Below are 19,360 nucleotides of genomic sequence, written 5' to 3'. Positions count from 1 at the left end.
GCAATAACTAGCTAAACCAGGTGCCGCATCGCCAGTGGCGGCGCCAGATCAGCGCCAGCGACAGGCCGCGCAGGGCGAGAAACACGGCCAGCGCCAGCCACAGGCCGTGATTGCCGAGCACCGGGACCGTAAGCAGCGTCACGGCGAAGCCGGCCGCGGCGACCGCCATGCTGTTCCGCATCTCCGCGCCGCGCGTCGCGCCGATAAACATGCCGTCCAGCAGATAGCACCAGACCCCGACCACCGGCAGGATCGTCTGCCAGATCAGATAGCGATCGGCCAGTTGCTGCAGGGAAGGCAGCGAGGTTAACAGCGCGATGATGTGCCCCCCCGCCAGGCTGTAAACCAGGGCAAACGCCAGCGCCACCATACCGGACTGCCGGCAGGCCGCCCGCCACACCTCCAGCAGCTGGCTGCCGTCGCGCGCGCCGTAGGCCTGGCCGGAGTGGGCCTCCACGGCATAGGCAAAGCCATCCAGCGCGTAGGCGGTAAAAGTCAGCATGGTCATCAGTACGGCGTTGACCGCCACGATATCGCTGCCCAGCCGGGCGCCGAAGACGGTCAGCGCGCCAAAGCACAGCTGCAGCAGCAGGGAGCGCAGCATGATGTCGCGATTCAACGCCAGCAGACGGCGCATGTCTCCGCGCCAGGCGTTTTTCAGCATCGCCAGCGACACGCCGCGCAGCGTTAGCACCCGCTTCGCCATCATCAGGCCGATAATCAGGGTCGCGTACTCCGCGGTGACCGTGGCCAGCGCCGCCCCCTGGACGTTCATCCGCAGGCCCATCACCAGCCACAGGTCGAGCACAATATTCAACAGATTACCGACCACCAGCAAAATCACCGGCGCCCGGGCGTACTGGACCCCCAGCAGCCAGCCGAGCAGCACCAGGTTGGCCAGCGAGGCGGGCGCGCTGAGCCAGCGGATTTCGAGAAACCGTCTCGCCTGCTCGAGAACCGCCTCGCTGCCGCCGACGATATGCAGGGCGAGGTTAATCAGCGGCAGGCGAAACAGGATAATCAACACCCCGGCGCCCAGCGCCAGGACCAGCGGCTGCACCAGCGCCCGCGCCAGTCGCAGCGGATCTTTGGCCCCCCAGGCCTGAGCGGTCAGCCCGGTGGTGCTCATGCGCAGAAACAGCAGCAGCATAAACAGGAAACTGGTGGCCGTTGCTCCGACCGCGACGCCGCCGAGGTATACCGGGCTGTCAAGGTGGCCGATCACTGCGGTATCCACCAGCCCCAGCAGCGGGACGGTGATATTGGAGAAAATCATGGGGAGTGCAAGGCGCCACAGCGCTTTATCGGCAGCGTTGAGCAGCATGTTCAGGGACCTGATTGAGGACAAACGTCGCAGCGTCATGCATCAGATGACGCTGCGCAGGGGCAGGCGTTACAGCCATTCTCCATTACGGATCACGCCAACGGCCAGACCCTCAATGGTAAAACTCTGCTGACGCAGATCGACAACGATAGGGGTAAACTCGCTGTTTTCTGGCAGCAGTTCGACGACGTTGCCCTGCTTTTTCAGGCGCTTGACCGTCACTTCATCGTCAATGCGCGCTACCACCACCTGACCATTGCGCACATCCTGGGTTTTGTGGACCGCCAGCAGATCGCCATCCAGAATACCGATGTCTTTCATCGACATCCCGCTGACGCGCAGCAGAAAATCGGCGTTGGGCTTGAACATCGACGGGTCGACCTGATAGTGGCCTTCAATATGCTGCTGCGCCAGCAGCGGCTCACCGGCGGCGACGCGGCCGATCAGCGGCAGGCCATGCTCTTCTTCCGTCAGCAGGCGGATACCGCGCGAGGCGCCGGAGACGATCTCGATTGCGCCTTTACGCGCCAGCGCTTTCAGGTGTTCTTCCGCCGCGTTTGGGGAACGGAACCCCAAGCGCTGAGCAATCTCCGCACGCGTCGGCGGCATGCCCGTCTGGCTGATATGATCCCGAATGAGATCAAACACCTCTTGCTGCCTGGTCGTTAACGCTTTCATTCCGCCCCCTGGGTGTATATACAGTTATGCTGTGAGTATATACAGCTAACGGTGATTTTGGAACCACATGGCACACAAAAATCGGCAGATTGTTTATATTTTGCGAGGGTTAGCGAAGAACGTTAGTGATAATGGCTCCACAGCAGCGTTCCCCAGGTGATCAGCGCGATGATAATCGCCAGCAGGACCGCCGCCGACCCCATGTCTTTGGCGCGCCCTGAAAGCTCATGATAATCCGAGCCAATACGGTCCACGACCGCCTCAATCGCGCTGTTGAGAATTTCGACTATCATCACTAGCAGGACCGAGCCAATCAGCAATACGCGGGTGATGGCGTCGACGTCCAGCCAGCAGGCTATCGCGACGGCCACAATGGCGGCGACGCCTTCCTGACGAAACGCGGCCTCGTTGATCCACGCCGCGCGAAATCCTTTCCAGGAGTAACCTGCCGCCTTAATGATTCGGGTTAACCCGGTGGTATTATTGGCCATCACAAAACCTTTTTTATGTAAATGACGTCGATGAGTGTACGCGTTTGCCGCGCGGTAACGGAAATTTTGCCCGCTTTCTGTTATTCTTGCCGCGCATTTGCATGATTAACCAGAGGCTTCACATCGTTTATGTCCGGCTGGCAACGAATTTACTATAAATTACTGAATTTACCATTACGGGTGCTGGTAAAAAGCAAGTCTATTCCGGCAGAGCCTGCTCAGGAATTAGGACTCGATACCTCGCGTCCGGTCATGTACGTCCTGCCCTATAACTCCAAGGCGGACCTGCTGACGCTGCGCGCCCAATGCCTGGCGCATGATTTACCTGACCCGCTAGAACCGCTGGAAATCGACGGCGCCCTGCTGCCGCGCTACGTATTCATCCACGGCGGGCCGCGCGTATTCACCTATTACACGCCAAAAGAAGAGTCCATCAAGCTGTTCCACGACTACCTCGATCTGCACCGCAACCATCCGGATCTCGATGTGCAAATGGTGCCGGTGTCGGTGATGTTCGGCCGCTCGCCGGGTCGTGAGAAAGGGGAAGTCAATCCGCCGCTGCGGATGCTTAACGGCATTCAGAAATTTTTCGCCGTCTCCTGGCTCGGCCGCGACAGCTTCGTGCGCTTCTCGCCTTCCGTATCGCTGCGTCGCATGGCCGATGAGCACGGTACTGATAAGATCATCGCCCAGAAACTGGCTCGCGTCGCGCGGATGCATTTTGCCCGCCAGCGCCTGGCCGCCGTCGGCCCGCGTCTGCCGGCCCGCCAGGATCTGTTTAACAAGCTGCTGGCGTCGAAGGCCATTGCCCGTGCGGTGGAAGACGAAGCGCGCAGCAAGAAAATTTCCCACGAGAAGGCCCAGCAGAACGCGATTGCACTGATGGAAGAGATTGCCGCGAACTTCTCTTACGAGATGATCCGCCTGACCGACCGCATTCTCGGCTTCACCTGGAACCGCCTGTATCAGGGCATCAACGTGCATAACGCCGAGCGCGTACGCCAGCTGGCGCACGACGGCCATGAGATTGTCTATGTCCCCTGCCACCGCAGCCACATGGACTATCTGCTGCTCTCTTACGTCCTGTATCACCAGGGGCTGGTGCCACCGCACATCGCGGCGGGTATCAACCTTAACTTCTGGCCGGCCGGGCCAATCTTCCGCCGCCTCGGCGCGTTCTTTATTCGCCGCACCTTTAAGGGCAACAAGCTCTACTCCACGGTGTTCCGCGAGTACCTTGGTGAACTGTTCAGCCGCGGCTATTCCGTGGAGTATTTCGTCGAAGGCGGCCGCTCCCGTACCGGCCGTCTGCTCGATCCGAAGACCGGTACGCTGTCGATGACCATCCAGGCGATGCTGCGCGGCGGCACCCGGCCGATCACTCTGGTGCCGATCTATATCGGCTACGAGCACGTGATGGAGGTGGGGACCTATGCCAAAGAGCTGCGCGGCGCCACCAAAGAGAAAGAGAGTCTGCCGCAGATGCTGCGCGGCTTAAGCAAGCTGCGCAACCTTGGCCAGGGCTACGTTAACTTCGGCGAACCGCTGCCGCTGATGACCTACCTGAACCACCATGTGCCAGAGTGGCGGGAAGCAATTGACCCAATCGAAGCGGTCCGCCCCTCCTGGCTGACGCCGACGGTGAATAACATCGCCGCTGACCTGATGGTACGCATCAACAACGCCGGCGCGGCCAACGCCATGAACCTGTGCTGTACGGCGCTGCTGGCCTCCCGCCAGCGTTCGCTGACCCGTGAGCAGCTCACCCAGCAGCTGGAGTGTTACCTCGCGCTGCTGCGCAATGTGCCCTATTCGCCGGATGCCACCGCGCCGTCCGCTTCGGCCAGCGAGCTCATCGATCATGCACTGCAGATGAATAAGTTCGAAGTTGAAAAGGACACCATTGGCGACATCATCATTCTGCCGCGCGAGCAGGCGGTGCTGATGACCTACTATCGCAACAACATCGCCCATATGCTGGTGATGCCGTCGCTGTTAGCCGCCCTGGTGACTCAGCATCGTCATCTCAGCCGCGCCGAAGTGCTGCGCCATGTGGAAACGCTCTACCCGTTCCTCAAAGCCGAGCTGTTCCTGCGCTGGGAGAAAGCGGAGCTGGCCGGAGTAATGGATGCGCTGATTGCCGAGATGCTGCGTCAGGAGCTGATCGTCATCGATGGCGATGTGATGAGCCTTAACCCGTCGCACTCTCGCTCCCTGCAGCTGTTGGCCGCAGGCGCCCGCGAGACGCTGCAGCGCTACGCCATCACCTTCTGGCTGCTGAGCGCTAACCCGTCGATCAACCGCAGCTCGCTGGAGAAAGAGAGCCGTACCGTGGCGCAGCGCCTGTCGGTGCTGCATGGCATCAACGCGCCGGAGTTCTTCGACAAAGCAGTGTTCAGTACCCTGGTGTTGACCCTGCGCGATGAAGGCTATATCAGCGATACGGGCGATGCCGAGCCGGAAGAGACCCTGAAGGTCTACCGGATGCTGGCGGATTTGATTACGTCGGATGTACGTCTGACGATCGAAAGCGTCACGCAGGACGACGCGTAACGCGGCGTTTGCCGTCCTCACCGCCCCCCGGTAAACCGGGGGGATGGGGACAGGGGTTTTACAGGTAGCTCATCGCCAGGCCGAGGAACAGCACCAGCCCGACGTAGTTGTTGTTCATAAACGCTTTAAAGCAGTTATCGCGGTCGCGATTGAAGATAAGCTTCTGCTGCCAGCCAAACAGACCCGCCGCCACGAACAGCGACCAGTAGTATTCCCAGCCCAGCCCATTCAGCCAGCCCACCGCGCCCATCAGCGCCAGCACGGCCACCTGCAGGATACCGATAATCAGACGATCGTTTTCGCCGAACAGGATCGCCGTCGATTTAATGCCGATCTTGACGTCGTCATCGCGATCCACCATCGCATACTGGGTATCGTAGGCCACCGCCCACAGAATGTTGGCGAGGAACATCAGCCAGCAGCTCAGCGGCAGCGATTCACTGACGGCCGAGAAGGCCATCGGGATCGACCAGCCAAAGGCCGCCCCCAGCACCACCTGCGGCAGATGGGTGTAGCGCTTCATAAACGGATAGACCCACGCCAGCGCCAGCGCCGCCACCGACAGCAAAATCGTCATGGTGTTGAGGGTAAGCACCAGCAGGAAGGAGAGCAGCACCAGAACGATAAACAGCGTTCGCGCCTCTTTCTCGGTGACGTCGCCGCTCGGCAGCGGACGGCGGGCGGTACGCTTTACGTGACCATCAAATTTTCGATCGGCATAGTCATTCACCACGCAGCCGGCGGCGCGCATCAGCCAGACGCCGGCGACAAACACCGCCAGGATCCACAGCGGCGGGACGCCCGGCGAGGCCACCCATAGCGCCCACAGCGTCGGCCACAGCAGCAGCAAGGCGCCGATCGGTTTGTCAGTGCGCATCAGGCGATGAAACGCCAACAGCTTATTCTGCGACAGACTCCACTCCATTTTTTCTTCCTCTTAGTACAACGGCGACGCAGGCAAAAACAGCTCGGTCAGCAGCAGGGGTTTGCCGCTCAGCCGCAGGCGGGAACGACGCCCCCACAGCGCTGCATCGCGACCAATTTCAATAAAATCGCGGGTTAACGTCGACGACGTGAACAGGTATCGCCCCAGCGGGGTCTGCCCGAGCTGCTGTAGCGCCAGCTCCGGCCCACACAACGTCGACTCCGGCACCACCGTGCGCCCGGCCAGCCAGGGCTCACCGTCGGCATTGAGTATAATCTCCCGCAGCCAGTAGCGCGGCTCGTCGGGCAACAGCGCCGCTTCGTCAGCCAGCGCCTCACGCCCGATATACCCTTCGTTAACCAGGGTGACGGTGACCTGCTTTCCTTGTTGCTCAAAACGCTGGGTCATTGAGTCCTCCAGCAGCAGCCAGTCACTCAGAGGCGGCGCCAGGGGCGGCATAACGGCAAAATAGCGCAGCGCACGCAGTCGCGTAAGCGCAGGATGGGACATGCCTGATTCTCCGGTACATAACGTGCAAGCATTGTATCGCAGAATAGGCGGTTGGTGGCGGGCAAACGTCAATATACGATCATTCACGCAACAGCCATGCAACAGACCGCCGCGCGTGCAAAAAAAGGTGCATCCCGGAGGATGCACCTAAAGGCTGTGCCTAAACATCAGCATTGTGGGGAGACGATTACCCCTTGCCTTTTACACTGCTGATAAAGGTGGAACGAGCGGATTTCGAGCCGAGGCGCTCAGCTTCGTTCATCAATTTCAGGGCTTTGTCGATGTCACCTTGTTTCACCGCCTGCTTAATACCGTTATTGAAGTAGGTTTCGGTATCGCTGAGCATCGGTTCGCTTTTAGCGGCCGGCGCCGTAGCGGCTGCGGCGGCTGGCGCGGCTACCGGCGCCGCGGTGTTACCGACGGTGACCGGGCCCGGGCCGGAGGAGCCGAACAGCGGCCCCACCAGCACGCTGGAGGTGCTGTTGGTTTTCACTTTCAGCTTCAGCACGCCATCGGTGGTATGTTTGGCAATGGGATCCGGAATGTCCGGCGCCGCATTGCCTGCGCCTTTGGCATAGGCTTTCGCCGGATCCAGCAGGGTGGTGGTCTGCTGGAGATCTTTTTCAGTGGTAAATACCAGCACATAGAGCTTCTGCTGGCCCAGCGCCGGGGTCAGGCGCATCACGCCGCCCAGGCGATCGGCAGTCATCACGCCCGGCTGCTGATAGGTGAAGTAGTTGCTGGGGAAGAACGCCGCTGGCGTCATGTTCTGGTCGAGAATCAGCACGTTCGGCGCAAAAATCTGCTTATGTTTGTTCAGCTCGCTGTCGAGGGTCAGGGTCAGCTCACCGATATTGGCCGGCACGCTCCAGGCGGCGACCGGTCCGACGATCCCCGGTACATCCAGGCGTTGACCGCCGGTGGTTAAATCTACGCTCTGCGTCTTCGATTGATCGGCAGGCGTCCAGATCAGCTGCTGCAGCGCACTGGCTGGAATAGACGGCGCGGCGCTGGTGTTCTGGGGTACAAAGTTAACATCGGCAAGGCTCATCCCCGGCACGCATGCCAACATCCCTGCGGATAAACACAGAGCGACGAGAGTTTTCTTCATTTTCATTCTTCTCACCTTGGATAGCATCGGTTTAGCGGTAGCCAGGCAATAGCGCGCTAACCCTGAATAGTCAGGAGGGGCCGATGCCCCTCCCAGGTTACACCCGTCCTGCGGACGGTATTACCACCACACTTCCATCTGGGCACCGAAGGTAACTTCGCTGTCGTCACCGCGGCTGGAGGTGAAAGCGCCGCTTCCGCTGCTGTCTTTCGTCTGCAGACCGGAGGTGTTGCTGTAGCCCCAGTTTTCATCCCACTTCGCGTAGGTTGCGAAGATACGGATAGCCGGACGAGACCAGACGCTGTTCCCTGCCTGCCATTGCTGAGCCAGAGTAATTTTGTACTGGTTGTTGTTTTCGCTGGTACGCTGGGATTTCACGTTGTCGTAACCGATTTCCAGCTGGGTGCTCATGATCGGCGTCCATTTGTACATCGGACGAACACCCACGGTGTACCAGGTGGAGCCGTTTTTGCTGTCCAGATCCACGTCCTGGTACATCGCAACGTACATCAGGCCCCAGTCATCGTTGAAGTCCATCGCGCCGTGATCCAGAACGCGGATCATGCTGCCGTTGTTATCGATGCTGGTCCCTTGAGAGTGGCCGCTGTTCCAGGAGGTCATTGCGTCAGTGGCGTACTGAACGACAAACTTGTTGAAGCCGCCCCAGATGGACTGAGTATGTTCACCGGTCCACATCCAGCCGTCTTTCGACGCGCCGTCTTCCAGACGGTAGTCATCCTGCGGGTTAGCACGGCCGTAATCGACGCCTAACTCCAGCACGCCGCCCGGGTTGGTTTCCAGGCCCGCCAGACGGATGTCAAAGACGTCGTTGGCAGTTTTCGCAGCATATTTTTTGGTGTCATCGCTGGAGAAAGTATAAGAGCCGCCGCTTTCTGAGTTACGAGTAGCGGCCAGAGAGAGCTTACCGAAGCCAAGGTCAACGTTTTCCAGACCTGCACCCGGGCCGGAGATATCCCAGTAGTAGAAGTCGATCATGTGAACGTCATGACGCTGATAGAAGCGTTTACCCGCCCACAGCGTGGAGCCCGGCAGCCAGTCGATCAGGTTTTTACCCTGGATGTTGGCTTCACGGAACGCCGGAGAGGTGCTTTCCCAGTCATCTTCCTGATTCACGGAATAGGCAACGTTAGTATCGAAATAAAAACTCTTATCCCCTTCCTTCCACAGCTCCTGGCCCAGCTTCAGTTCCGCATAGGTTTCACATTCGTTACCAAGACGGTATTTACTTTGAGCGCCGGTCGCTTTGAAGCACTGTTGCTCGCCGCCGCTGCCGGTCCAGCCAATGCCGGAACGCGCGTAGCCATGGAAATCGACAGCCAGCGCCTGAGCAGACATAACGCCTGCCGCGACGGCGACCGCCAGTGGAAGTTTGCGCAGAGTAATCATCATTCTATCTCCTGAGATCATTGCTTTTCTTTGCACGCTTCGCCGGTGTACCGCCAGCCGGGTTCGCGCCTTTTTTTAATGGGAAGCCTTACACGCCCGGCTCTTTATGCAGCCGACGACAAGCGGTGCCATCCTCACGGAATAAATGGCAACGTTCTGGCGGCAAACCGATGGCGAATGTGGCTCCCTCTTCTACCAACACCACGTCGTTCTGGCGGTAAACCAGGTTCTGACGGATGGCGGGGATCTGGATATGAATTTGCGTTTCGTGACCTAACTGCTCGACGACCTGAACCTCACCTTCGAGGGTCACATCGGCGATATCGCTGGGCAGTAAATGCTCCGGGCGGATACCTAAGGACATGTTGGCGCCCGCCTGAACGTTGGCGCTGTCCACCGGCAGCCAGATTTGCTGACGGTTCGGCAGTTCAACCTGCACCTGATCGATAGCCGTCGCGGTGACTTTAACCGGCAGGAAGTTCATCTTCGGTGAACCGATAAAGCCGGCGACGAAGCGGTCAGCCGGATAGTGATAGAGTTCCAGCGGTTTCCCGACCTGCGCCACCCGGCCAGCGTCGAGGACCACGATCTTGTCCGCGAGGGTCATCGCTTCCACCTGATCGTGGGTGACATAGATCATGGTGCGGCCCAGTCGCTTATGCAGACGGGAGATTTCGATACGCATCTGGACGCGCAGGGCGGCATCGAGGTTGGAAAGCGGCTCATCCAGCAGGAAGACGCTCGGCTCAGCCACCAGGGTACGACCAATCGCCACGCGCTGGCGCTGACCGCCGGAGAGGGCTTTCGGTTTACGCTCCAGCAGATGGGCCAGCTGCAGCACTTCCGCAACCTGGGTCACCCGCTGGTTAATCAGATCTTTTTTCGCGCCGGCCAGCTTCAGGCCAAACGACATATTTTCCGCAACGGAAAGGTGGGGATAGAGCGCATAAGACTGGAATACCATCCCAACGCCGCGTTCTGCCGGTGGGATCTCGTTCATGCGGGTGTCCCCGATAAACAGGTCCCCGCTGGTAATAGTTTCTAACCCGGCAATCATACGCAGCAGGGTAGATTTGCCGCAGCCCGATGGCCCGACAAACACGACGAATTCCCCTTCGTGGATATCGAGATTGATATCTTTCGATACCACCACGTCACCCCAGGCTTTCGTTACATTTCGCAGCTGTACGCTCGCCATGCCCTTCTCCCTTCGTTACAACCTGTCACTAACAGTCACATTCAAGATGGGTCGACTATGCGGCATTCATTAGCCGGGCAAATCCTCCACCCCCCGGCTTTTTTATGGGGGAGGAGATGGGAGGATGAGAGATTGGCTCTCGCCGCGGGGGATGGCGGGCGGCGCGTGATTTCGTGATGGAGGCGACAAAATTGGGCGCTTTTTTCTGTGCTCCAGGACGCAATACGGCCGTTTTTGCAATGGAGATCACACAACCAGCGGGTGGGGCGTAGACCTGGGGAGGATGGAAAGGGGTTGTTAAAAAAGGAAACTCATCATCGTTAAGCCACCGAAGTGTATCCACGAGTACAACACCAAAAAGGACGGGTATATGAAAATCAAAACTGGCGCTCGCATCCTCGCGCTGTCGGCACTGACCACGATGATGTTTTCCGCCTCTGCCCTCGCGAAAATTGAAGAAGGTAAGCTGGTTATCTGGATTAACGGCGACAAAGGCTACAACGGCCTCGCTGAAGTGGGTAAAAAGTTTGAAAAAGACACCGGCATTAAAGTTTCCGTAGAACACCCGGACAAGCTGGAAGAGAAATTCCCGCAGGTTGCGGCGACCGGCGACGGCCCGGACATCATCTTCTGGGCGCATGACCGTTTCGGCGGCTACGCGCAGTCCGGCCTGCTGGCGGAAATCACCCCGGACAAAGCGTTCCAGGACAAACTCTATCCGTTCACCTGGGATGCCGTTCGCTATAACGGCAAACTGATCGCCTACCCGATCGCGGTGGAAGCGCTGTCCCTGATTTACAACAAAGACCTGGTGCCGAACCCGCCGAAGACCTGGGAAGAGATCCCGGCGCTGGATAAAGAACTGAAAGCGAAAGGTAAGAGCGCGCTGATGTTCAACCTGCAGGAACCGTACTTCACCTGGCCGCTGATCGCTGCCGACGGCGGATACGCGTTCAAGTTTGAAAACGGCAAGTACGATGTGAAAGACGTCGGCGTGGACAGCGCAGGCGCGAAAGCGGGCCTGACCTTCCTGGTTGACCTGATCAAGAACAAGCACATGAATGCCGATACCGATTACTCCATCGCGGAAGCGGCCTTCAACAAAGGTGAAACCGCGATGACCATCAACGGTCCGTGGGCGTGGTCTAACATCGATAAGAGCAAGGTTAACTACGGCGTGACCCTGCTGCCGACCTTTAAAGGCAAACCATCGAAACCGTTCGTTGGCGTGCTGAGCGCGGGGATCAACGCCGCCAGCCCGAATAAAGAGCTGGCGAAAGAGTTCCTCGAAAACTACCTGATGACCGATCAGGGTCTGGAATCGGTTAACAACGACAAACCGCTGGGTGCCGTGGCGCTGAAATCCTTCCAGGAAAAACTGGAAAAAGATCCGCGCATCGCCGCCACCATGGCGAACGCCCAGAAAGGCGAAATCATGCCTAACATCCCACAGATGTCTGCCTTCTGGTATGCCGTTCGTACCGCGGTTATCAACGCCGCCAGCGGTCGTCAGACTGTCGATGCTGCGCTGAAGGATGCCCAGAGCCGTATCACCAAGTAAGAAAACGGCGGGTGGCGCTTGCGCTTACCCGCCCTACCACTACGGCTCGGACCGTAGGTCAGGTAAGCGAAGCGCCACCTGACAAATAAGCTTTCACCGCTGTAGAGGATGATCCCCATGGATGCCGTTAAAAAGAAACACTGGTGGCAAAGTCCGCAACTCACATGGTCTGTGATTGGCTTACTGTGCCTGCTGGTGGGTTACCTTGTTGTTTTGATGTACGCCCAGGGGGAGTACCTGTTCGCCATCATGACGCTGATTTTAAGCTCAGTTGGCCTGTATATTTTCGCTAACCGCAAGGCTTATGCCTGGCGCTATGTCTATCCCGGCCTCGCCGGCATGGGCCTGTTTGTCCTGTTTCCGCTGATCTGTACTATCGCTATCGCGTTCACCAACTACAGCAGCACCAACCAGCTGACCTTTGAGCGCGCGCAGCAGGTGCTGATGGATCGCTCCTTCCAGGCCGGCAAAGCCTATAACTTCACGCTGATCCCGGCAGGCGACGAGTGGAAGCTGGCCCTGACCGACGGTGAGAGCGGTAAAAACTACCTTTCCGACGCCTTTAAATTCGGCGGCGAGCAGAAGCTGGCGTTAAAAGAAACCGACGCCCTGCCGGAAGGCGAGCGCGCCAACCTGCGCGTCATTACCCAGAACCGCACCGCGCTGAACCAGCTGACCGCCGTGCTGCCTGACGACAGCAAAGTGATCATGAGCTCGCTGCGCCAGTTCTCCGGCACCCAACCGCTGTATACGCTTGGCGAAAACGGCGTGCTGACCAACAATCAAACCCACGTCAAATACCGCCCGAACAACGACGTTGGTTTCTACCAGGCCATCAACGCCGACGGTAGCTGGGGCACAGAAAAGCTGAGCCCGGGCTACACCGTGACTATCGGCTGGGACAACTTTACCCGCGTCTTCCACGATGAAGGCATCCAGAAACCGTTCTTCGCGATCTTCGTCTGGACGGTGGTGTTCTCGGTGCTGACCGTGGTGCTGACCGTCGCGGTGGGGATGATCCTTGCCTGCTTGGTGCAGTGGGAAGCACTGAAAGGCAAAGCGATTTACCGCGTCCTGCTGATTCTGCCGTATGCCGTACCGTCATTTATTTCGATTCTGATTTTCAAAGGTCTGTTCAACCAGAGCTTTGGTGAAATCAACATGATGCTCAGCACGCTGTTCGGCATTAAGCCGGCGTGGTTTAGCGACCCGACCACCGCGCGCACCATGATCATCATCGTCAACACCTGGCTGGGCTACCCGTACATGATGATCCTGTGCATGGGGCTGCTGAAGGCGATTCCGGACGATCTGTACGAAGCGTCGGCAATGGATGGCGCCGGCCCGTTCCAGAACTTCTTTAAAATTACCTTCCCGCTGCTGATTAAGCCGCTGACGCCGCTGATGATCGCCAGCTTCGCCTTTAACTTTAACAACTTCGTCCTGATTCAACTGTTGACCAACGGTGGTCCGGACCGTCTCGGCACCACCACCCCGGCCGGTTATACCGACCTGCTGGTGAGCTACACCTACCGTATCGCCTTTGAAGGCGGCGGCGGTCAGGACTTCGGCCTGGCGGCGGCTATCGCAACGCTTATCTTCCTGCTGGTTGGCGCGTTAGCGATTGTGAACCTGAAAGCCACACGCATGAAGTTTGATTAATTGGAATAACCAGGCGTTATTGGCGCGGGCAGTTTGGACTCGGCCAGCGCGGAAGAACCGGAGCGTACACGTAGTACGTGAGGATTCTGAGCACTGCCCGAGTTCAAAATGGCAAGCAAAATAGCCTGGTGCGAAGTCAAGGGGAGTAAGATTACAATGGCTATGGTCCAACCCAAATCGCAGAAGCTACGTTTATTTACCACGCATCTCCTGCTACTGATTTTTATCGCCGCGATTATGTTTCCGCTGCTGATGGTTATCGCCATCTCGCTGCGCGAGGGTAACTTCGCCACCGGCAGCCTGATCCCGGATACCATCTCCTGGGAGCACTGGCGTCTGGCGTTAGGCTTCAGCGTCGAACACGCGGATGGCCGCGTCACGCCGCCGCCGTTCCCGGTCCTGCTGTGGCTGTGGAACTCGATTAAGGTCGCCGGGATCACCGCGATCGGTATCGTCGCCCTCTCCACCACCTGCGCCTACGCTTTTGCCCGTATGCGCTTCCCGGGGAAAGCGACCCTGCTGAAAGGGATGTTGATTTTCCAGATGTTCCCGGCGGTGCTGTCGCTGGTGGCGCTGTACGCGTTGTTTGACCGCCTGGGCCAGTACATCCCGTTCGTCGGCCTCAACACCCACGGCGGCGTGATCTTTGCCTACATGGGCGGTATCGCCCTGCACGTCTGGACCATCAAAGGCTACTTCGAAACCATCGATGGCTCGCTGGAAGAAGCGGCTGCGCTGGATGGCGCGACCCCATGGCAGGCGTTCCGCCTCGTACTGCTGCCGCTGTCGGTGCCGATTCTGGCGGTGGTCTTTATTCTGTCGTTCATCGCGGCTATCACCGAAGTGCCGGTCGCCTCGCTGCTGCTGCGCGATGTGAACAGCTATACCCTGGCGGTAGGTATGCAACAGTATCTCAACCCGCAGAACTATCTGTGGGGCGACTTTGCCGCCGCGGCGGTACTCTCCGCCATCCCGATTACGGTCGTGTTCCTGCTGGCGCAGCGCTGGCTGGTGAACGGCCTGACGGCAGGCGGGGTGAAAGGTTAAGTTTTTTGTAACACCGGCCCCAAATTTCAGAGGAGGGCCGACGGTCTAGCCGCAATACACGACCCCAACCGGGTATTGTCGCCGTCGCCCTCAGCTGAAAAAGTAAGGCCAATGCCACTGCTATCCTCAACTGGACCCTACATAAATTCTATTTGTGACTGTTGGTCAGCGGCCCTGGAGGCCGCTTTTTTTTATTCGCGTTTCAGGCGATTAGAGTTACACAGCCAGAGCGTAATCACCAGAATCAGGATCGCGGCGGAATAAATAAGTACCGCCATCGGCGACTCATGGTCGATGATGATCAGACGCACAATCGCGGTGATGCCGATATAGACAAAATAGCGCAGCGGGAAATGGAACCCCGACTGAAAATACTTGACGATCAGCGCGATAAACTCGAAGTAGAGAAAGTAGACCACCAGACCTTCCACCAGCCGGTACTTACTGGTCGGCTCCGGGGTAAAGAGGACATCGGCCAGATGCAGCGTCTCTTTACCGAGGAAGACGATCAGTATAATCCCCAGGCACAGCAGCCCAAGATTCAAAACCGTTTGCATCGCAGTGGCGATAAAATTCACCAGTGGGCGATAAACCGACGACATATTCACACCTCATAATCAGTCCTTATTGCGTCCGGTATAGCGCAAAAGTGTGATCCAGATCTACAGTTACCCCTCACCGCGTGGGCTTTAATTTTTTTCGCCCTCAGGGCAGGATTTCGGCAAAAGAGAAAAATGCTCTCCTTAACGGCGTGTGATCGACATAACTGATTCCCATGATTTGCATAAAAATTTGCTTATACAACCATTGTTAATCAATAGCTTAATTTACATACAAGCCTGCATGTTTAGATATGGCTAAAAATAAAATTTTTCTCCAGACCTTAATAAATAAAGGGTTATTTGAGAAAGTTTTTTTCTGCCGATTCCCTTAGCATATTTCCTCATCATCTTACGTCCAGGAATCATAATAATGTCTGACCAAACATCCTCTCTTTTTATTCGCTGGCTACAGCGAGAAGTCGTACCAGCATTAGGTTGTACTGAACCCGTTGCTATTTCATTTACCACCGCTTACGCCGCGAAACATTTAGCGATACCCTGCGAAAAAATTAGCGGTTTTATTTCTGCCAACCTGTATAAAAACGCCACGGGCGTCACGATTCCCGGCACGACAGTGAATGGCGTCGCGCTGGCCGCCGCCATCGGCGCCTTTGGCGGCGATGCCGATAAGGGATTACAGACCCTGGCAGGCATTACTTCACAGCATGTGGAACAGGCACAAGCGCTGGTGGACGCCGGCCACGTTAATATTGACGTCCAGGACACGCCTGACTTTATTCATCTCGATCTCACCCTCAGCGCCGGTGACCAGACCTGTCGCGTCGTGGTAAAAGGCACGCATACCAATGTGGTCGAGTTATATATTAATGGCGAACAGCAGCCATTACACGCCGGGGAAAATAGCGCCACAGCGCAGGCCGAACTGCCAACTTTCTCTCTCCAGGAAGCGTATGACTTTATTATCTCCACCCCGGTTGAGAATATTACGTTTATTCTGGAAGCCGCCCGCCTCAATAGCGCACTGGCTGCAGAAGGAAAATCGAAAAAGTATGGGTTGAATATTAACGGAACATTCTCTGAAGCCGTTAAAAATGGTTTGTTAAGCAATGACTTAATGAGTGAGGTCATTATCAACACCGTCGCGGCTTCCGATGCGCGTATGGGCGGCGCCCCGGTGGTGGCTATGTCGAACTTCGGCTCTGGCAACCAGGGGATCGCGGCGACCATGCCGGTGGTAACCGTCGCCGAGCATCTGAATGCCGATGAAGAGACGCTCGCTCGCGCGCTGGCGCTCTCACATCTGACGGCCATTTCCATCCATTCGCGCTATACCCGCCTGTCCGCACTGTGCGCGGCCTCCACCGCCGCCATGGGCGCCGCCGCCGGTATGGCATGGCTTTTTACCCGCAATATCGAAACCATCAACACCGCCATCATCAATATGATTAGCGATGTTACCGGCATGATTTGTGATGGCGCCTCCAACAGCTGCGCGATGAAGGTGTCCTCGGTGGTCTCCAGCGCCTTTAAATCTGTATTGATGGCGATGCAAAACCGCTGCGCCAGCGCCAACGACGGCATTGTCTGCGCCGACGTCGAACAGTCGATTAATAACCTGTGCCGCCTCGTGATTAAGCCTATGGCGCAAACTGATAAAGAGATCATTCGCATTATGGTCAGCAAATAAGACCAGCCCTTTTGTACCCTACGCAATAATGATTTATTGCCTGCACCAACAGGTATTTTACGATGAATAAAAAAGTCATATTACGCGGCGCCAGCGCCATTATGCCCCTGTGCATCGGGGACTTTCCTTTCTCGTTCATTGTTGGCGCGTTAAGCGTCAGCGCCGGAATGAGCGTCTGGCAAAGTACCGCGTGGTCGGCGATTGTGATTGCCGGCTCGGCGCAGATGCTGGCACTGAATATGTTAAAAACCGGCGCCACGCTCGGCGTGATTATTTTCACCACATTAATTATTAATCTTCGCCACGTGCTGTATAGCGCCTCTATTTCCGGTACCGTGCGCGAAGCCTCATTCTTTAAAAAATGCTTTATGTCCTATGCGCTCACCGACGAGGTGTATGCCACCACCGTTAAAGAGATGGAAGGAAATAAAAAGGAAAAATATCTGTTTTATGGCTCGGCGATGATCACCTTCTGGGCGATTTGGGTGCTGGCCGATTTTCTTGGCGCGTTGGTCGGCGCCTCGTTTCCCCACATTGAAAAATACGGTCTCGATTTCGCCATGGTCGCCGCCTTTATCGCCATCGTGGTGCCACAAATTAAAAGCCAGGCCTGCACCGTCGCCGCGGTAGTGGCCGCCGTTTCCGGCGTGCTGTTAGTGGTCCTGCCCTACTCGCTGGGTATCGTCGTCGCCTCCGTGCTCGGCGTCCTCGCCGGCCTGTGCGTCGACCTGGCGGAAGAGCGCAAGCAGAGGGCAACAACCGAATCCGATATGCCGTTAGTGGAGGCGCTGGAAAATGAGTAATAGCTACTTTATCGCCCTGACGCTGGGCATGGCCGCGGTCACTTTTCTTATTCGTTTCTCGTTTATCGGCCTGGCCGGCAAGATCCAGATGTCTGAGCGGGTGACCAAAACATTGCGCTTCGTGCCGGTCACCGTCCTGCCGGCCATCATCACCATTCAGATCCTGAGCGTGAATTCCAGCATGGAGTTCGACTTAAAAAACCCGAAGGTGATCGCCGCTATTATCTGTACGCTCGCCAGCTTCCGTTTGGGTCTGGTGTGGGTGGTGGTCAGCGGCGTCGGCTCACTGGTGCTGTTGAATTATTTTCTGTAACTGTTTGAAGGGTAACCCCATGATTATTACTACCGCTGACGCGCCCGCCGCGATTGGTCCGTACGTTCAGGGTGTCAATCTCGGCGCGATGACCATCACCTCCGGCCAGCTGCCCATTAATCCGCAGGACGGCACCATGCCCGACGACATTGCCGAACAGGCGCGCCAGTCGCTGGAGAACGTGAAAGCCATCGTCGAAGCCGCCGGCCTCAGCGTTGGTCAGATCGTCAAAACCACGGTGTTTGTGAAAGACCTGGCGGATTTTGCCGCCATCAATGCCGCCTACGAGGCCTTCTTTACCGAACATCAGGCGGCCTTTCCGGCGCGCTCCTGCGTGGAAGTGGCCAGGTTACCGAAAGACGCTGGCGTCGAAATCGAAGCGATCGCTTTCGCCCGTTAACCCTCCGGCTGGAGGAAGAACCTCCAGCCCCTTCCCCACCGATTTTTGTCGTTCCACGTTGTTCATATTACAGGCACTATAGCCACTGAATGACCCGAGGAACGCAGCATGTTGACTATCCGAAAGGCATTACCCGACGACGCGCCACAACTGAGCGCGATGGGTTATGCCAGTTACCAGCACCACTTCGCCCATCTCTGGCGCAATGCCGATGAATTGGCGTTATTTCTTAAGCAAGAATATGCCGAAGATGCGCTACATCGGAGTCTTACCGATGCCAACCATCATTGGCTCATCGCCGAAGCCGCTTCCCCCGTTGGTTTCGCTAAATATAGCTATCAACAGCGAATGGTTGACGACGGCACGACGGGTACGCTGCTGCATAAGCTCTACATGATGCCGGGGAAGACTGGCCACCGCTACGGCGAGCAGATTTTTCACGCCGTCGAGACGCGAGCAAAAACGGCCGGTGAAAGCTGGCTGTGGCTGGAAGTACTCGCCGCGAATCCCGCCGCGCGCCGTTTTTACGAACGCCAGGGGATGCAGCACATCAGAGACGCAACTTTTCATTCCGCCAGCCAGCAAAGCACCTTACATATTCTGGCCAAACCGCTATGAGAGGAACTATGCCTGAGCTTCGTGACACCGGCGTACGTAACGTCGTTTGTGGTGAAAATGTCGTTATTTACCAGCCCGCCAACCTGTATAACTGCACGCTGGGCGATAACGTCTTCGTCGGGCCGTTCGTTGAGATCCAGGGGAATACCCGCATCGGCGCGGAGAGTAAAATCCAGTCTCATACCTTTATCTGCGAGTACGTCACCATTGGTCGGCGCTGTTTTATCGGTCACGGGGTGATGTTCGCCAACGATCTGTTTCGCGACGGCAAACCAAACGCCGACCGCGCCAGTTGGGGGCGGATTGAGATTGGCGACGACGTGTCGATCGGTAGCGGCGCCACGATTCTGGCCGTCAGTATCTGCGACGGCGTGGTGATTGGCGCGGGCAGCGTGGTGACGAAGTCCATCACCGAGAAAGGCGTGTGGGCGGGGAATCCAGCCCGCCTGCTGCGACGGCTGTAAAAAAAATGCCGACCATAAGGTCGGCATTCCGTCTTAGCTGCGCAA

The 19,360-nt window shown here is 57.3% G+C and carries 19 protein-coding genes; 10 read left to right on the top strand and 9 right to left on the bottom strand.

Annotated elements, in window-relative coordinates:
- Window positions 1-7: 7 nt before the first annotated feature.
- The 3 genes from dinF to ACQUTI_RS20605 form a co-directional block, all read right to left on the bottom strand.
- Window positions 8-1,324, bottom strand: coding sequence for an MATE family efflux transporter DinF (gene dinF, locus ACQUTI_RS20615; protein WP_254465650.1), 1,317 nt, complete (start codon window positions 1,322-1,324; stop codon window positions 8-10).
- Between the two features lie 69 nt (window positions 1,325-1,393).
- A complete protein-coding gene (lexA, locus tag ACQUTI_RS20610; RefSeq protein WP_004206291.1) occupies window positions 1,394-2,002 on the bottom strand; it encodes a transcriptional repressor LexA in 609 nt (202 codons plus the stop codon).
- A 122-nt stretch (window positions 2,003-2,124) separates the two neighbouring features.
- Window positions 2,125-2,493 (bottom strand): diacylglycerol kinase, encoded by a 369-nt coding sequence (locus tag ACQUTI_RS20605; RefSeq protein ID WP_004206290.1) that lies wholly within the window; start codon window positions 2,491-2,493, stop codon window positions 2,125-2,127.
- Window positions 2,494-2,622: 129 nt separating this feature from the next.
- On the opposite strand from ACQUTI_RS20605, the gene plsB reads away from it, so the two are divergent.
- Window positions 2,623-5,046, top strand: a complete 2,424-nt coding sequence (gene plsB / locus ACQUTI_RS20600) for a glycerol-3-phosphate 1-O-acyltransferase PlsB (protein WP_004206289.1) — start codon at window positions 2,623-2,625, stop codon at window positions 5,044-5,046.
- Window positions 5,047-5,104: 58 nt separating this feature from the next.
- Here plsB and ubiA read toward each other — a convergent pair whose 3' ends face one another.
- The 5 genes from ubiA to malK all read right to left on the bottom strand — a co-directional run bounded on the left by ubiA (window position 5,105) and on the right by malK (window position 10,197).
- Window positions 5,105-5,971: a 4-hydroxybenzoate octaprenyltransferase gene (ubiA, locus tag ACQUTI_RS20595; protein ID WP_002884808.1), complete on the bottom strand. Its 867-nt coding sequence runs from the start codon at window positions 5,969-5,971 to the stop codon at window positions 5,105-5,107.
- A 12-nt stretch (window positions 5,972-5,983) separates the two neighbouring features.
- Entirely contained in the window at window positions 5,984-6,481 is a 498-nt protein-coding gene (ubiC, locus tag ACQUTI_RS20590; RefSeq protein WP_017900123.1) for a chorismate lyase, read from the bottom strand.
- A 187-nt stretch (window positions 6,482-6,668) separates the two neighbouring features.
- Window positions 6,669-7,598: a maltose operon protein MalM gene (malM, locus tag ACQUTI_RS20585; protein ID WP_004206287.1), complete on the bottom strand. Its 930-nt coding sequence runs from the start codon at window positions 7,596-7,598 to the stop codon at window positions 6,669-6,671.
- A 114-nt stretch (window positions 7,599-7,712) separates the two neighbouring features.
- On the bottom strand, window positions 7,713-9,002 hold the full coding sequence (locus ACQUTI_RS20580) for a maltoporin (RefSeq protein ID WP_002884747.1): 1,290 nt from the start codon (window positions 9,000-9,002) through the stop codon (window positions 7,713-7,715).
- An 85-nt stretch (window positions 9,003-9,087) separates the two neighbouring features.
- A complete protein-coding gene (malK, locus tag ACQUTI_RS20575) occupies window positions 9,088-10,197 on the bottom strand; it encodes a maltose/maltodextrin ABC transporter ATP-binding protein MalK (protein ID WP_002884743.1) in 1,110 nt (369 codons plus the stop codon).
- A gap of 370 nt (window positions 10,198-10,567) precedes the next feature.
- Between malK and malE the strand changes: the two genes are divergently transcribed.
- From malE to malG, 3 genes are all read left to right on the top strand, one after another.
- Window positions 10,568-11,758 (top strand): maltose/maltodextrin ABC transporter substrate-binding protein MalE, encoded by a 1,191-nt coding sequence (malE, locus tag ACQUTI_RS20570; RefSeq protein ID WP_004206285.1) that lies wholly within the window; start codon window positions 10,568-10,570, stop codon window positions 11,756-11,758.
- Between the two features lie 117 nt (window positions 11,759-11,875).
- Window positions 11,876-13,420, top strand: coding sequence for a maltose ABC transporter permease MalF (malF, locus tag ACQUTI_RS20565; RefSeq protein WP_017900124.1), 1,545 nt, complete (start codon window positions 11,876-11,878; stop codon window positions 13,418-13,420).
- A 156-nt stretch (window positions 13,421-13,576) separates the two neighbouring features.
- Entirely contained in the window at window positions 13,577-14,467 is an 891-nt protein-coding gene (malG, locus tag ACQUTI_RS20560) for a maltose ABC transporter permease MalG (RefSeq protein ID WP_002884725.1), read from the top strand.
- A 191-nt stretch (window positions 14,468-14,658) separates the two neighbouring features.
- Here the strand turns inward: malG and psiE are convergent, their stop codons facing one another.
- Entirely contained in the window at window positions 14,659-15,069 is a 411-nt protein-coding gene (psiE, locus tag ACQUTI_RS20555) for a phosphate-starvation-inducible protein PsiE (RefSeq protein WP_004206282.1), read from the bottom strand.
- 370 nt (window positions 15,070-15,439) lie between these two features.
- On the opposite strand from psiE, the gene ACQUTI_RS20550 reads away from it, so the two are divergent.
- From ACQUTI_RS20550 to ACQUTI_RS20525, 6 genes are all read left to right on the top strand, one after another.
- The gene (locus ACQUTI_RS20550) at window positions 15,440-16,717 is read left to right on the top strand and encodes a serine dehydratase subunit alpha family protein (protein ID WP_100098483.1); all 1,278 of its coding nucleotides are present in this window, start codon (window positions 15,440-15,442) and stop codon (window positions 16,715-16,717) included.
- Between the two features lie 62 nt (window positions 16,718-16,779).
- The gene (locus tag ACQUTI_RS20545; protein ID WP_004206277.1) at window positions 16,780-17,520 is read left to right on the top strand and encodes an AzlC family ABC transporter permease; all 741 of its coding nucleotides are present in this window, start codon (window positions 16,780-16,782) and stop codon (window positions 17,518-17,520) included.
- Entirely contained in the window at window positions 17,513-17,833 is a 321-nt protein-coding gene (locus ACQUTI_RS20540; protein WP_004206276.1) for an AzlD domain-containing protein, read from the top strand. Before ACQUTI_RS20545 ends, ACQUTI_RS20540 begins: the two co-directional genes overlap by 8 nt.
- Window positions 17,834-17,852: 19 nt before the next feature.
- Entirely contained in the window at window positions 17,853-18,233 is a 381-nt protein-coding gene (locus ACQUTI_RS20535; protein WP_043519204.1) for a RidA family protein, read from the top strand.
- A 108-nt stretch (window positions 18,234-18,341) separates the two neighbouring features.
- Complete coding sequence (locus ACQUTI_RS20530) at window positions 18,342-18,851, top strand: GNAT family N-acetyltransferase (protein WP_407265105.1); 510 nt, start codon at window positions 18,342-18,344, stop codon at window positions 18,849-18,851.
- An 8-nt stretch (window positions 18,852-18,859) separates the two neighbouring features.
- Entirely contained in the window at window positions 18,860-19,315 is a 456-nt protein-coding gene (locus ACQUTI_RS20525) for an acyltransferase (protein WP_062913530.1), read from the top strand.
- Window positions 19,316-19,360 lie beyond the last annotated feature (45 nt).

The organism is Klebsiella sp. 7-CIP_Kleb. (assembly GCF_050378655.1).
GTDB lineage: Bacteria > Pseudomonadota > Gammaproteobacteria > Enterobacterales > Enterobacteriaceae > Klebsiella > Klebsiella quasipneumoniae.
This window is presented reverse-complemented; position numbering and strand designations above follow the sequence as displayed.

Bases quoted from the DNA above. Each gene is read 5' to 3' on its own strand.
- dinF (WP_254465650.1), bottom strand. From the start codon at position 1,324: ATGCTGCTCAACGCTGCCGATAAAGCGCTGTGGCGCCTTGCACTCCCC.
- lexA (WP_004206291.1), bottom strand. From the start codon at position 2,002: ATGAAAGCGTTAACGACCAGGCAGCAAGAGGTGTTTGATCTCATTCGG.
- ACQUTI_RS20605 (WP_004206290.1), bottom strand. From the start codon at position 2,493: ATGGCCAATAATACCACCGGGTTAACCCGAATCATTAAGGCGGCAGGT.
- plsB (WP_004206289.1), top strand. From the start codon at position 2,623: ATGTCCGGCTGGCAACGAATTTACTATAAATTACTGAATTTACCATTA.
- ubiA (WP_002884808.1), bottom strand. From the start codon at position 5,971: ATGGAGTGGAGTCTGTCGCAGAATAAGCTGTTGGCGTTTCATCGCCTG.
- ubiC (WP_017900123.1), bottom strand. From the start codon at position 6,481: ATGTCCCATCCTGCGCTTACGCGACTGCGTGCGCTGCGCTATTTTGCC.
- malM (WP_004206287.1), bottom strand. From the start codon at position 7,598: ATGAAAATGAAGAAAACTCTCGTCGCTCTGTGTTTATCCGCAGGGATG.
- ACQUTI_RS20580 (WP_002884747.1), bottom strand. From the start codon at position 9,002: ATGATGATTACTCTGCGCAAACTTCCACTGGCGGTCGCCGTCGCGGCA.
- malK (WP_002884743.1), bottom strand. From the start codon at position 10,197: ATGGCGAGCGTACAGCTGCGAAATGTAACGAAAGCCTGGGGTGACGTG.
- malE (WP_004206285.1), top strand. From the start codon at position 10,568: ATGAAAATCAAAACTGGCGCTCGCATCCTCGCGCTGTCGGCACTGACC.
- malF (WP_017900124.1), top strand. From the start codon at position 11,876: ATGGATGCCGTTAAAAAGAAACACTGGTGGCAAAGTCCGCAACTCACA.
- malG (WP_002884725.1), top strand. From the start codon at position 13,577: ATGGCTATGGTCCAACCCAAATCGCAGAAGCTACGTTTATTTACCACG.
- psiE (WP_004206282.1), bottom strand. From the start codon at position 15,069: ATGTCGTCGGTTTATCGCCCACTGGTGAATTTTATCGCCACTGCGATG.
- ACQUTI_RS20550 (WP_100098483.1), top strand. From the start codon at position 15,440: ATGTCTGACCAAACATCCTCTCTTTTTATTCGCTGGCTACAGCGAGAA.
- ACQUTI_RS20545 (WP_004206277.1), top strand. From the start codon at position 16,780: ATGAATAAAAAAGTCATATTACGCGGCGCCAGCGCCATTATGCCCCTG.
- ACQUTI_RS20540 (WP_004206276.1), top strand. From the start codon at position 17,513: ATGAGTAATAGCTACTTTATCGCCCTGACGCTGGGCATGGCCGCGGTC.
- ACQUTI_RS20535 (WP_043519204.1), top strand. From the start codon at position 17,853: ATGATTATTACTACCGCTGACGCGCCCGCCGCGATTGGTCCGTACGTT.
- ACQUTI_RS20530 (WP_407265105.1), top strand. From the start codon at position 18,342: ATGTTGACTATCCGAAAGGCATTACCCGACGACGCGCCACAACTGAGC.
- ACQUTI_RS20525 (WP_062913530.1), top strand. From the start codon at position 18,860: ATGCCTGAGCTTCGTGACACCGGCGTACGTAACGTCGTTTGTGGTGAA.